Genomic DNA, 12599 nt, shown 5'->3' with positions numbered 1-12599 from the left:
AGGTTCCGCCATGACCGCGCTTGCCACCGCCGAACGCACCCGGCCCGCCATCGAGCCCGCGCTGCTGCGCCAGCACCTGGGCTGCTTTCCGACGGGCGTGGCCATCGTCACCACGCGCACGGCCGACGGCCAGCCCGCGGGGCTGACCTGCAACAGCTTCAGCTCGGTCTCGCTGGAGCCGCCGCTGGTGCTGTTCAGCCTGCGCAAGGCGAGCCGCCTGCTCGACACCTTCCAGCAGGCCGCGGGCTTCGCCATCCACATCCTGGGCGAGCACCAGGACGCGCTGTCGGGCCGCTTCGCCTCCAGCAGGATCGCGCACAAGTTCGAGGGCGTGGCCTGGCGCGAGGGCGGGCTGGGCATGCCGCTGCTGGACGATTGCCTGGCCAGCTTCGAATGCAGCCTGTTCGCCGCCCATGACGCGGGCGACCATGTCATCTTCATCGGCGAGGTGCACCACCTGGGCGCCGGCACGGGCGAGCAGGCGCTGGTGTTCTACAAGGGCGCCTACATGCGCCTGGCCGAGTCGCTGCGCCACCGCGTGGTGCAGGGCGGCATGGGCGATGCCGATGTGGACGAGGCCTACCGCACGCTCTACGGCCGGCTGCTGCGCCTGGCCTGCGAACGGGCGAGCGAGGCCGAGATCGACGCCATCGAGGCGGCCGCCGAGCTGATCGAGGCGCATCCCGAGGACGCGCCGCTCAAGGCCCGCATCGATTCGGCCAGCGCCTTCTTCGGCGCCATTGCCGCCGCCGGCCACAACGATGCGCTGATGCTCATGGCCCAGACCATGACCACGGTGCTGCGCGAGCGCATGACCCATGTGCTGTCGGTGCGCGCGCGGCCCGACCTGTACCCGCTGCGGCGCGCCGTGGTGCATCACCTGCGCGAGCGCGATGCCGAAGGCGCCGCCGCCGCGCTCGATGCGCTGATCGATCAGCTGCGTCGCGGCTGAGCGACCACACCGACGCGCCGCGGCCCGAGTGCCCGGCGCCATTCCCGATTGAGTGAGAGACGAGGAGACACGATGTCCATCGACTACGCCGCGTTCCGGCGTGAACTGGAGACCTTCGCCCGCCAGGCCTGCCCGCCCGAGATCCGGGCCGTGGTGGCCGGCGGCCAGAAGATCACCAAGCGCGAGTACCAGGCCTGGCAGAAGATCCTGAACGACCGCGGCTGGGGCGCCCCCAGCTGGCCGGTCGAGGTCGGCGGCACCGGCTGGGACATCCGCCAGCGCCTGATCTTCGAAGAGGTGATGGCCGAGAACGACTGCCCGCCGCTGTACCACCACGGCCTGGGCCACATCGGCCCGGTCATCATCCGCTTCGGCACGCCCGAGCAGAAGGCCCGCTTCCTGCCGCGCATCCTCGATGGCTCGGACTGGTGGTGCCAGGGCTATTCGGAGCCGGGCTCGGGCTCCGACCTGGCCTCGCTGCAGACCAGCGCCCGCCGCGACGGCGACGACTGGGTGGTCAACGGCCAGAAGATCTGGACCTCCCACGCGCACGAGGCCAGCATGATCTACATGCTGGTGCGCACCTCGAAGGAGGCAAAGAAGCAGGAGGGCATCTCGCTGCTGCTGGTGCCCATGGACACGCCCGGCATCACCGTGCGGCCCATCCGCACCATCGACGGCTGGCACCACCTCAACGAGGTCTTCTTCGACGAGGTGCGGGTGCGCACGGACAACCTGATCGGCGAAGAAGGCAAGGGCTGGACCTGCGCCAAGTTCCTGCTGGAGCGCGAGCGCCTGCCCCCGGCCAACGTGGCGCGGCTCGCACTGATGCACCGCCAGGTCTCGGCCCTGCTGCAGCAGGCCGCGCAGGCCGCCGGCGGACGGCGCGACTTCGGCGTGCTGCAACACAAGCTGCTGCTGTGCGAAGCCGAGCTGCAGGGCGCCCGCGTCATGATGGCCCAGGCCACCGACGACCTGATCCACCAGCGGCCCCTGGGCGTGCAGCCCTCGGCCATCAAGATGACCTGCGCCGACGTGGCGCAGCGCCTGACCACCATCGCCCTCGATGCGGTCGGGCCCGAGGCGGCGCACCGCTTCCTGGCCGAGGAGGGCGGCGAGGAGCTGCCCGCCGCCACCTGGATCCAGAACTACATGTTCACCCGCGCCCGCACCATCGCGGGTGGCACCTCCGAGGTGCAGCGCAACGTGATCGCCAACGCACTGTTGGGAGCCTGACCGGATGTCCACCCACTTCTCCCCGCTCTTCCCCGGCATGCTCTTCGACGCGGCCGACCGCTTCGCGCAGGACCATGTGCACATGCCCACCCTGCCCGGCGACCCGGTGCGCGAGCTGGGCTGGACCGCCACCCTGGTGCCCGAGTCCGACGGCGGCGTCGGCGGCACGCTGGCCGACCTGGCCAGCGTGGTCGAGGGCCTGGCCGCCCAGGGGCTGCAGCTGCCCGTGATCGAGACCTGCGCCGTGGTGCCGCTGCTGCTGCGTGCCGCGCCGACCGAGGTGGCCGGGCCCTGGCTGCAGGCCGTGGCCGAGTCCGAAGTGCAGATCGCGCCGCTGGCCGCGCTGTCGGCCCTGCCCGAAGATGGCACCCTGCGTGCGGTCCGCAGTGAAAGCGGCTTCGTGCTCGACGGCCTCGTGGACGGCGTGGACGCCACGCTGCCCGCCAGCCACTGGCTGGCCGTCGCCACGCTGGACGGCGCGCCCGCGCTCTTTCTGGTCGATGCCGAGCGCGTCGGTGCGCCCGCCGCCCGCTACCGCACCATGGAAGGCCGGCAGGGCGCGGACTTCAGGCTGGACGGCGTCGCGCTGCCCTCAACGGCCCTGCTGGCGCAGGGCGAACCGCTGCGCGCTGCGCTGGCCGCGGCCGGCGATGCGGCCCTGCTGCTCACGCTGGTCGACACCGTGGCCGCCCAGGCCGCGCTCATCCGACACACCATCACGCACCTGCAGGAGCGCCGGCAGTTCGGCGTGGCGCTGGCCACCTTCCAGGTGCTGCGCCACCGTGTGGCCGACATGTACGTCAAGGCGCAGTGCGCCCAGGGCCTGGTGGTGCATGCCTTCCAGGCGCAGGAATCGGCCGCGCCCCAGCTGCGTCGCACGCTGCAGCTGGCCAAGCTCTCCATCGCCGAGACGGCCCGCGCCGCGGCCGAGGCCGCCATCCAGATGCACGGCGGCATGGGCCTGAGCGAGGAGGTGCTGGCCACCCGCCTGGCCCAGCGGCTGATCGCGTCGGAGTTCCGCTATGGCGACCGGCTGACCCAGTTGGCCGTGCTGCTGCATGCAGCCCCCGCTTCCTCCGCCCCTTCTTCTGCCAACACCCTCCCTGGGAGCGCGCGATGAGCATCCACCTCGAAGTCTCCGAATACATCGCCGTCGTGCGGCTGGACAAGCCGCCCGTCAACGCCCTCGACCGCGCGTCGCGCCGCGACCTCATCGCTGTCTTCGACGAGCTCTCCGAGCGCAGCGACGTGCGCGTGGCCATCCTCACTGGTACCGGCAAGGCCTTCTGCGCGGGTGCCGACCTGAAGGACCGGCCGAACGCCGACAAGGCCGGCGACTTCCTCGACCACAACCGCTGGACGCGCGAGACGGGCAATGCCATCCGCGAATGCGCCAAGCCGGTGATCGCGGCCATCAACGGTCCGGCGCTCGGCGCGGGCTTCGGGCTGATGGCGGCCTGCGACATCTTCCTGGCCAGCGAGGACGCCACCTTCGCCATGCCCGAGATCAACGTCGGCTTGGCCGGCGGTGTCTCGATGCTGCGCACGCTGGTGGGCCGCTCGTTCACGCGGCGCATGTTCTTCACCGGCATGAAGGTCTCGGCCGCCGAGCTGTACCGTCGCGGCGTGCTCGACGAGGTGGTGCCGGCCGAGCGGCTGATGCCGCTGGCCATGGAGATCGCGCAGGACATCGCCTCCAAGGCGCCGCTGGCCGTGGCCTATGCCAAGCAGGCCGCCAACATGATGGACCTGATGCCCCAGCGCGATGGCTACCGCGTGGAGCAGAACTTCACCATGGCGCTGTCGCGCACCGAGGACGCCAAGGAGGCCCGCCAGGCCTTCCTGGAAAAGCGTGCCCCGGTCTACAAGGGACGATGAGCATGCGCCCCGACATCGACGTCGGCCACGGACTGGAGGCGCTGTTCACGCCGCGCTCCATCGCCATCGTGGGCGCCTCCGACGACGTGACCAAGATCGGTGGCCGGCCGCTGCAGTTCCTGCGCAAGTACGGCTTTGCCGGCGCGATCTATCCGGTCAACCGCAAGGCGGCCGACGTGCAATCGCTGCGCGCGTATCCCGACGTGGCCGCGCTGCCCGAGGCGCCCGAGCTGGCCGTCATCGCCGTGCCGCCCGAGAGCGTGCCGCAGGCCGTGCGCGACTGCGCCGCCCGCGGCGTGAAGGCGGCCGTGGTGCTCTCCGCGGGCTTTTCCGAGATGGGCGAGGCGGGGGCCCGGCTGCAGGCCGAGATCGGCCGCATCGCCCGTGAGACGGGCCTGCGCGTGGTGGGCCCCAACTGCCTGGGCGCCATCGGCGTGCCGGCCAAGAGCATCGCCACCTTCTCGGTGGCGCTGGAGTCCGCCTTTCCGGCGCCGGGGCCCGTGGGCATCGTCTCGCAGAGCGGCAACCTGGGCAGCTACACGCTGCGCCTCGCGTCCGAGCGGGGCCTGGGCATCAGCCGCATGCTGACCACCGGCAACGAATGCGATGTGGACATCGCGGATGCCATCGCTTCGGCCGCGGCCGACCCGGGCACCCGCGTCATCCTCTGCTGCATGGAGACCTGCCGCGACGGCGACAAGCTGCGCCGCGCCATGGCCCTGGCCCGTGCCGCGGGCAAGCCCCTGGTGGTGCTGAAGGTGGGCGTCTCCGAAGCGGGCAGTGCCGCCGCGGCCTCGCACACCGGCGCACTGGCCGGCTCCGACGCCGTGTTCGACGCCGTGCTGCGCGAGGGCGGCGCCCTGCGCGTGCCCAGCATCGAGCAACTGCTGGACGTGGGCCACGCGCTGGCCGTGCTCGGCGAAGGCCGCCTGCCCACGGGCCGGCGCATCGCCGTGCTCACGGCCTCGGGCGGCTTCGGCGTGCTGCTGGCCGATGCGGCCAGCGCGCAGGGCCTGACGCTGCCGCGCCTCGCCGAGGCCACCCAGCAGCGCATCCTGCAGGCAGTGGCCTTCGCGGCGCCGGCCAATCCGGTGGACATGACGGCGCAGGTCTCCAGCCGGCCCGAGCTGCTGGCCCAGGTGCTGGACGCCGTGGCCGCCGATCCGGCCTGCGACACGCTGCTCTTGCAGTCGGCCAACGCCTTCCATGTGCCGCGGCTGCGCGACGTCTTCCTGGCCGCGCTCACGCAGATGCGCGAGCGGCATCCGCAGCGGCTCATCGTGCTGTGCGCTCGGGCGCCGGCAGAGGTGCGGCGGCAGCTCGATGCGCTGGGCATTCCGGCCATCGAGGGCATCGACGCGGCCTGCGCCGCCGTGGCGGCCCTGGCGACGCTGGGCATGCAGTCCTCACAACCATCCGGGGTCGAGGCAATGCCCCGTACGCCGCTGCCGGCCAAGGCCTTCGCCACCGAGGCCAGCGCCAAGGCGGCCCTGGCCGCCGCCGGCCTGCCGGTGCTGCGCGAGGTGGTCGCGGCCACGCGCGACGAGGCCGTGGCCGCGGCACGCGCCATCGGCTTTCCGGCGGTGCTCAAGATCGTGTCGCCCGACATCGCCCACAAGACCGAGGTGGGCGGCGTGGCGGTGGGTGTGCGCAGCGAGGGCCAGCTCATCGATGCGCATGACACGATGCTCGCCCGCGTGGCCGAGAAGGCGCCGGGGGCCCGCATCGACGGCGTGCTGGTGGCGCAGATGGCGCCGGCCGGCTGCGAGCTGATCCTGGGCACCAAGACCGACCCGGTCTTCGGTCCCATGGTCATGGTGGGCCTGGGCGGCATCCATGCCGAGATCTGGAAGGACGTGGCCCTGCGGCCCGCGCCGGTGGATGCTGCGGCGGCCGAGGCCATGCTGCGCTCCCTCAAGTCCTTCCCGCTGCTCGACGGTGCGCGCGGCCGGCCCAAGGCCGACGTGGCGGCCGCGGCCCAGGCCATCGCCGCGCTGTCGCGCTTTGCCGCCCGGCATGCCGACGACGTGGCCGAGATCGACATCAACCCGCTGGTGGTGCTGGACGCCGGCCAGGGTGCCTATGCGCTCGATGCGCTGCTGGTGCCCACCTCGACGAACAAGAAGGACGTTCATCCATGACCGCCACCCTTTCCTCTCTCGCCGGCCGCACGGCCTTCATCAGTGGCGCCGGCCACGGCATCGGCCGTGCCACAGCCCTGGCCCTGGCGGCCCGCGGCGCCGTCGTCGGCATCAACGACCTCAAGCCCGAGTTCGTCGAAGACGCCGTGGCCGCGGTGCGCGCCGCGGGTGGCCAGGCCATCGGCCTGCCCTGCGACGTCGCCACCCGCGACGGCATGCGCGAGGCGGTGCAGCGCTTCGCGGCCGATGCCGGTCGCCTCGACGTGATGGTCAACAACGCCGCCTGGGTCCGCTATCAGTCGCTGCCCGAGATCACGCCCGAGGTCATGGACCGCATGGTGGAGATCGGCTTCAAGTCGGTGATCTGGGGCATCCAGGCCGCGGCCGAGGCCATGGATGCCGAACGGGGCGGCGCCATCGTCAACGTGGCCTCCATCGCGGCCTTCAAGTCGCCGATGCGCTCGGTGGTCTACAGCGGCATCAAGGCCGGCGTGCTGGGCATCACCCGCGCCGCGGCGGCCGACCTGGGCGCACGCCGCATCCGCGTCAATGCGGTGGCGCCGGGCGCGGTGCCCACCGAGGGCACGGTGCGCAACCGCAATGCCGAGCTGGATGCCAAGCGCATCGCGCGCACGCCGCTGGGCCGGCTGGGCACGGTGCAGGACATCGCGGACGCCATCGTCTTCCTGGCCAGCGACGAGGCGCGCTTCCTCAATGCAGAAGTGCTGCGGCTGGACGGCGGTGCCTCGGAGACCTCGCTGTGAGCGCGCCAGCAAAGTCCTTCGCGCCCACGCGGCTGCAGAACGTCTACCTGGTGGCCGAGCGGCCGGCTGCGCTGCACGCCTTCTACAGCGAGGCCCTGGGCCTGTCGCTCAAGTTCGCCGACGGCGAGCGCTGGTACCAGTACGGCGTGGGCGGCGGCAATGTCTCGCTGGCCTGCCGCGAGGAGGCGGCGCCGGCCACTTCGGGCGCGGTGATGGTGTTCGAGGTCGCGGACTTCGACGGCGCTTCGGAACGCATCGCCGCGGCCGGCGGCGAGGTGCTGGGTCTGCGCGACATGGGCGCCCATGGCGCCGTGCTGTCGCTGCGCGATCCGGAGGGCCATGTGGTGCAGATCTTCCGGCGCTCGCCTCCGGCAGACGCCAAGGCGCAGCTGTGAGCGCCTCCGCCGTCGACACGGCCGCGCTGCAGACGTTGCTGGACCGCGAGGCCATCCGCGACTGCCTGTACCGCTACTGCCGCGGCATCGACCGCTGCGACGAGGCGGCCTTGCGCTCGGCCTACTGGCCCGATGCCACGGACTGCCACGGCGCCTGGAAGGGAAGTGCCACGGGCTTCATCGACCAGGCGCTGGCCAGGCTGCGCCAGGGCGGGCGGCGGGTGCACCAGATCAGCAACATCCTGATCGAACTCGCCGGCGACGCGGCGGCGGTCGAGAGCAGCTTTCTCGCGCTGCAGTCGACGGCGGCGCAACCCGGGCGCGAGACCTTTCTCTGTGGCCGCTACGTCGACCGCTTCGAGCGCCGCGAGGGCGAATGGCGCGTGGCCGACCGCACGGTGGTCTACGACTGGATCGAGGAGCGCGCGCGGCCCGAGCTGGCGCAGGACGATGCGCAGCTCTTCGGCGTGCGCCAGCCGACGGCGGCGATGGCGCCGGCCGATCCGGTCTATGCGCTCCTCGCGGCCCTGCACGAGCCGGCCCGGCGATGACGAGGGGCATGCACCCGGCAGCGCCGGACCGCGTGCCCGGCCCAGGCGAGGCCGCAAGCGGCTTCGCCACTGCGGCCATCCGGCCCCGGGGTGGCGCAGCGCCCCGCCACGTGCTCATCACCGGCGCGGCCGCGGGCATCGGCCGCGCCACCGCGCTGCGGCTCGCGCGCGATGGCTGGCACTGCGTGCTTGTCGATGCCGACGCCACCCGCCTCGCGCAACTGGCCGCCGATTGGCCGGCTGAAGCGCCCGCGCCGCAGGTCCGCGCCATCGACCTGTGCGACGCAGCGCAGATCGCTGCGCTGGCAGGAGCCGACCTGCCGCCGCTCGATGCACTGATCAACAACGCCGGCATGTCGGCCGGCGGACGCGATGCGCTCGACGCCGAAAGCCAACGGCTGCTGGCCCTCAACCTCGAAGCGCCCGCGCGGCTGGTGCAGGCCTGCACCTCACGGCTGCGGCCCGGCGCGCGCATCGTCAACGTGGCCTCTGGCGCGGGCCTGCGCGCCATTCCCTGGCGCGGCCTCTACAGCCCCAGCAAGGCTGCTCTGATCGCCCAGACTCGCGCCCTGGCACAGGCGCGCCCGGACTGGACGGTCACCGCGCTGGCGCCGGGCTTCGTGCGGACCGAGCTGGTGCAGCAGCTGATCGACAGCGGCCGTCTGGTGCCCGCGCAGGCCACGGCCAAGATCCCGCTGGGCCATATGGCCGAGCCGGAGGACATGGCTGAGGCGCTGTGCTTTCTGGCGGGCGAGGGCGCCCGGCCGCTGTCCGGCGAGTTGCTGGTGCTGGACGGCGGATCGTCGGTGTGCGGTGGCAGCCAGCCGCTGCCACCGGCGGAGGCGCCACTGCCGCCGCTGGATAGGGTCTGCACGCCGCAGGAGGCCGGCGCGTCCACAGGCACAGGGGGCTATCCCGCGGTGCTCGATGCGAGCCTGATGACGGCGCCGCCGGGCCAGTGGCTGGCCACCTTGCAGGCCGCCGCGCGGCGCTTCCGTCTGGCGCATCCGATGCAGGCCAGCCTGACATTGCTGGTGCCTGCCGCGCAGCCCGCGCTGCCCTGGGCGCAGGCCGGCGACCCGGCCGCCGCCCGCATGCTGCTGCACACGCTGGCCGCCGAATGGGGCAGCCAGGGCCGGCGCATCAATGCCCTGGCCATCGACGGGCCCGGCGTGGATGCCGCCACGCAGGCATTGCTGGCCTTCGTCGCCGGTCCGCGCTCGCGCTTTCTCACCGGCCAATGGCTGCGGGCCGCCGCAGCGACGACAACGATCCCAAACCCGGAGACATGACCATGAACGAGCCGATCTGCAATCGCCGGCACCTGCTCACCGCCGCCGCGCTGCTGAGCCTGCATCCCGCGCTGGCCCACGCCCAGTCCGGCGTCTGGCCGCAACGGCCGCTCAAGCTGGTGGTGCCCGGCCCGCCCGGTGCCGGCTCCGACATCTTTGCGCGCTTGCTGGCCGTGAGCCTGCAGGAAGCCCTGGGCCAGCCGGTGGTGGTCGACAACCGGGCCGGCGCCAATGGGCTGATCGGCAACGAGGCGGTGGCGCGGGCTGCGGCCGACGGCTACACGCTGCTGCTGTCGCCCTCGTCGGCCATCGCCATCAACCCGGTGATCCAGCCGCGCATGCCCTACGACGCCCGCAAGGACCTGCAACCGGTGGCGCAGGTGGGATCGGCCGGCGTGCTGCTGGTGGCCCATCCCGCCACCGGGCTGCGCTCGCTGGCCGACCTGGTGCGCGCCGCGCGGGCGCAGCCGGACCGCATCGCCTACGGCTCCTGGGGCAGTGGCTCCACCGGCCACCTGGTGATGGAAGGCATCAAGGCCGAATACGGGCTGGTCATGCCGCATGTGCCGTACAAGGGCGTCTCGCCGCTGGTGGCCGATCTGCTGGCCAACACCATCGGCGTGGGCTTCGTGGATATCGCCTCGCCGGTGCCCCACATCCGCGCCGGCAAGCTGGTGGCCCTGGGCTGCACCGGCTCCGCGCGTGGTCCTGCACTGCCCGAGGTGCCCACGCTCACCGAGCAGGGCTACCGCTTCGACGTCGATGGCTGGTATGGCGTCTTCGTGCCGGCCGGCACGCCGCCAGCGGTGGTGCAGCGGCTCAACCGCGAGATCAACCGCATCCTGGCGACGCCGGAGGTGGTGCAGAAGTTCGCGGTGCAGAACATGCCGCGCCCCCCGCTGAAGTCGGCCGAGGAATTCAGCGCCACCGTCTGGCGCGACATGGACAGCTGGCAGGCGCTGGCGAGGACGGCGCGGCTGCGGGTGGAGTGAGGGGGGCACGGCGCCGCGCCCGCGTGGCTGCAGCACGCTGCGCGATCCGCTCAGCCGACTTCTTGCCAGGAATGGCGAAGTGCAGCCTGTCTGGATGGATGTATGCCGGGAATCCAGTGTGACTGCAGGGGCGGGGGTTTTTTTAGGGGCGACTTCTTTGCAATTGCTATGGCAGGAGTTTGGGGAATTTCGCCTTAAGCCACTCCCAATAAGACGGCGGCATTTTCATCCTGACTTCCGATTCATCGCTGGCCTCGTCGTAGTAGGTCAAATAATCCTCTCCGTACTTGATGGTCAGCGGTCCCTGGCTGGTCAAAACGGGCATAAACGTTCGTTCTGCCCAAAGGCGGTCATTCATGAACAGAATGCGCAGCCGGACCCGACCGGCATCCATGAGGTTGTAGTTGATATGGTTGCGGGTGCTGCAAAGCTCTATCTTGACTGGCTCACCCTTGAACGTGCGCACACCGCCGCCCAATTCTTTGGTGAATTCATCGCATGCTCCGTAGTGCTGTGGAAACACGATGGAACCGCAAAAAATTCCTACCATAATGATGAGTAAAGAAGCTCCCATCCGATGATGGATCGTCTTCAACCACGTCAGCCGACTAACCTGGATGAATATCAAGGAAAATGCGGCGGCCGCTGCAATCCATCCTAAAGGCCGAACGTAAGGTTCAAGCAGCCCGTCAAGCCCATTTTTCGAGTTGATGTGCACATAAAGCAACTTATAGGCAGCAGCGAGTAGGACCGCTGTTGCGAACAAAAGAAGGCATCGAAGGCCAACGATTAAGAGTCTGTATATCCGGCGCATAAAATGGCCCGAGGTTAGCGCCGATACATCTCGCATATTTCATCGAGATCTATGGTTATAGGCTTCGCGAGTTTTATCTTTCTTGTGTCCGAAAAAATAGCGAAGTCGCCGCCACGGTTCTTCAAGTGGCGCCAAGTCTCAAAGTCCCTGTTTCTAACTGGGTAATATACTTGCTTCGCCAATAAACTATTACCGGTGTCCAGTGGCCTGTCCAGATTCCTGGGCACGGGCGGAAGATAAATTTCTGATCTGCTGCCGTGTTCTTTTTCCAGCAGGCTTGCGGCGTATGATTCCGCAGAAATTATTACGCCATAACGATTCCAATGTCCCAAATACTGGGAGGTTTGCGTCTCGTCGTTGAATGAGTAAACGTCCTTTGCATACACGTAGATATGTGACACCTCCACGGTGGTCTGTGTGCATTTCGTCTGACCTTCACTGCCGTATCGCATATACCGACGGGTGCGAACAGTGGCGTGAGCGACCGCTGCATAAAAGTAGAAGTTCGCCAGCGACGCAGCCAGATCGTTCATGATCTGGGAATTCTTTATCTTTCCTTGGGATATTTCCAATATCCCTCCCAGTACATCCACCATTGTCACCTTAATTCTCTGGAATTGAAAATCACGGTGCAGCTTTTGAATGTCCTGTTCTGAATAACTCCAAGTGGACAAGGGGCTGGGGCAGGAATTATTGTGCTTGTCGACGAATCTCTTAAGGACCTTTTTAAGCGCCTCCCTAGATTTATTGTTGTATATGTTTTCGGGTGCATTTGTGTCGGCATCCTTGAGTGCATCGAATTTTCTCTTCACCAGCCCGAAACTCAATATCCAATCCAGTTTGAAAGTGTCGGTGTCCAAGAATTGAAGAGACTCGATATCCGCCGAACCATCCTTAATCACATGAGCTTGACCACGGAACCAACGGTCGGCGCGGTAGGCCGCCTTTGTGAAACCCATTGCCCGCATGCCGGTCGGCAAATCCAGCATATCGAACGGTGGCACAACGGGACAGTTTTCCTTCTTATCGATAATGTTGCCGTTCGAATTCTGCGCTACCGAAGGCCTTTGAATTCCTGCTGCACCGGCATGTGTAGTGCCCTTCGCCGCACCGTTTCCATTGATTCCGGGGTTTGATGACGGCGGAGCTGAAGGGGGTGGCGGGGGCGGCGCACCGCCAAAAATCGGCGGCGGGTTTTTAAGCATTTCAATGGACGTCTGGGTCGGGCTGGGGCGGCAACCGAAGCCGGCCTCTTTGACGGTCCATTTCAAGCCGAATAGCTGAACTTCAGGTTTCAAATATGGGTGCCTATCCCGGTGGAGTTCGTCAGAATACCGCTGAAGGCTTGAGATAATGTTTCCGAGCATTGACTTTTTGAGGGATTTTTAAAGGTTCGGGCGATGCCTCGACCTTATCCATATTCCCTTGGCATACGGAACGTGGAATGCCAAAAATTCCCGGCACTGCTCATCTTCTTTCTACATCAGCCCCACCCTCAGGCTGCAGCAACTACTCGCCGGCAACCGGGGCCCGCGTATTCTGTCGGTCCTTCTGAATTTACTGCCGAGCCGGCATCCCGCCCGG

12 protein-coding genes are annotated in these 12599 nt (G+C 68.5%); 10 read left to right on the top strand and 2 right to left on the bottom strand.

Translation table 11 applies throughout. The annotated features are described in order from the left end of the window. Positions 1-10 precede the first annotated feature (10 nt). The 10 genes from ACT54X_RS20435 to ACT54X_RS20390 all read left to right on the top strand — a co-directional run bounded on the left by ACT54X_RS20435 (position 11) and on the right by ACT54X_RS20390 (position 10201). On the top strand, positions 11-952 hold the full coding sequence (locus ACT54X_RS20435) for a flavin reductase family protein (RefSeq protein ID WP_476348223.1): 942 nt from the start codon (positions 11-13) through the stop codon (positions 950-952). A gap of 72 nt (positions 953-1024) precedes the next feature. Next, entirely contained in the window at positions 1025-2188 is a 1164-nt protein-coding gene (locus ACT54X_RS20430) for an acyl-CoA dehydrogenase family protein (protein ID WP_354319481.1), read from the top strand. 4 nt (positions 2189-2192) lie between these two features. Continuing rightward, on the top strand, positions 2193-3308 hold the full coding sequence (locus tag ACT54X_RS20425; protein WP_476348221.1) for an acyl-CoA dehydrogenase family protein: 1116 nt from the start codon (positions 2193-2195) through the stop codon (positions 3306-3308). Then, positions 3305-4066, top strand: coding sequence for an enoyl-CoA hydratase/isomerase family protein (locus ACT54X_RS20420; protein WP_476348219.1), 762 nt, complete (start codon positions 3305-3307; stop codon positions 4064-4066). The genes ACT54X_RS20425 and ACT54X_RS20420 overlap by 4 nt, the downstream gene beginning before the upstream one ends. A gap of 2 nt (positions 4067-4068) precedes the next feature. Further along, the gene (locus tag ACT54X_RS20415; RefSeq protein ID WP_476348217.1) at positions 4069-6207 is read left to right on the top strand and encodes an acetate--CoA ligase family protein; all 2139 of its coding nucleotides are present in this window, start codon (positions 4069-4071) and stop codon (positions 6205-6207) included. Then, positions 6204-6971: an SDR family NAD(P)-dependent oxidoreductase gene (locus ACT54X_RS20410; RefSeq protein ID WP_294375525.1), complete on the top strand. Its 768-nt coding sequence runs from the start codon at positions 6204-6206 to the stop codon at positions 6969-6971. Before ACT54X_RS20415 ends, ACT54X_RS20410 begins: the two co-directional genes overlap by 4 nt. Continuing rightward, a complete protein-coding gene (locus ACT54X_RS20405) occupies positions 6968-7366 on the top strand; it encodes a VOC family protein (protein ID WP_476348215.1) in 399 nt (132 codons plus the stop codon). Before ACT54X_RS20410 ends, ACT54X_RS20405 begins: the two co-directional genes overlap by 4 nt. After that, positions 7363-7917 carry a nuclear transport factor 2 family protein gene (locus ACT54X_RS20400; RefSeq protein ID WP_476348213.1) on the top strand — a complete coding sequence of 185 codons (555 nt, stop codon included), beginning with the start codon at positions 7363-7365 and terminating at the stop codon, positions 7915-7917. The genes ACT54X_RS20405 and ACT54X_RS20400 overlap by 4 nt, the downstream gene beginning before the upstream one ends. An 8-nt stretch (positions 7918-7925) precedes the next feature. Further along, the gene (locus tag ACT54X_RS20395; protein ID WP_476348211.1) at positions 7926-9209 is read left to right on the top strand and encodes an SDR family NAD(P)-dependent oxidoreductase; all 1284 of its coding nucleotides are present in this window, start codon (positions 7926-7928) and stop codon (positions 9207-9209) included. Between the two features lie 2 nt (positions 9210-9211). Continuing rightward, positions 9212-10201 (top strand): Bug family tripartite tricarboxylate transporter substrate binding protein, encoded by a 990-nt coding sequence (locus ACT54X_RS20390; RefSeq protein WP_294375537.1) that lies wholly within the window; start codon positions 9212-9214, stop codon positions 10199-10201. A 166-nt stretch (positions 10202-10367) separates the two neighbouring features. Here the strand turns inward: ACT54X_RS20390 and ACT54X_RS20385 are convergent, their stop codons facing one another. Together ACT54X_RS20385 and ACT54X_RS20380 are read right to left on the bottom strand one after the other, a co-directional pair. Next, positions 10368-10919 (bottom strand): hypothetical protein, encoded by a 552-nt coding sequence (locus ACT54X_RS20385; protein ID WP_476348209.1) that lies wholly within the window; start codon positions 10917-10919, stop codon positions 10368-10370. Between the two features lie 110 nt (positions 10920-11029). After that, positions 11030-12313 (bottom strand): DUF6402 family protein, encoded by a 1284-nt coding sequence (locus ACT54X_RS20380; protein WP_476348207.1) that lies wholly within the window; start codon positions 12311-12313, stop codon positions 11030-11032. Between the last annotated feature and the right edge of the window lie 286 nt (positions 12314-12599).

The sequence above is a fragment of the Pseudacidovorax sp. DMC4 genome (genome assembly GCF_056314265.1).
Note: the sequence above shows the minus strand (reverse complement) of the source record. Positions and strands in the feature narration are given on the sequence as shown.

Coding starts and splice junctions, on each gene's coding strand:
- ACT54X_RS20435 (WP_476348223.1), top strand. CDS start 11: ATGACCGCGCTTGCCACCGCCGAACGCACCCGGCCCGCCATCGAGCCC.
- ACT54X_RS20430 (WP_354319481.1), top strand. CDS start 1,025: ATGTCCATCGACTACGCCGCGTTCCGGCGTGAACTGGAGACCTTCGCC.
- ACT54X_RS20425 (WP_476348221.1), top strand. CDS start 2,193: ATGTCCACCCACTTCTCCCCGCTCTTCCCCGGCATGCTCTTCGACGCG.
- ACT54X_RS20420 (WP_476348219.1), top strand. CDS start 3,305: ATGAGCATCCACCTCGAAGTCTCCGAATACATCGCCGTCGTGCGGCTG.
- ACT54X_RS20415 (WP_476348217.1), top strand. CDS start 4,069: ATGCGCCCCGACATCGACGTCGGCCACGGACTGGAGGCGCTGTTCACG.
- ACT54X_RS20410 (WP_294375525.1), top strand. CDS start 6,204: ATGACCGCCACCCTTTCCTCTCTCGCCGGCCGCACGGCCTTCATCAGT.
- ACT54X_RS20395 (WP_476348211.1), top strand. CDS start 7,926: ATGCACCCGGCAGCGCCGGACCGCGTGCCCGGCCCAGGCGAGGCCGCA.
- ACT54X_RS20390 (WP_294375537.1), top strand. CDS start 9,212: ATGAACGAGCCGATCTGCAATCGCCGGCACCTGCTCACCGCCGCCGCG.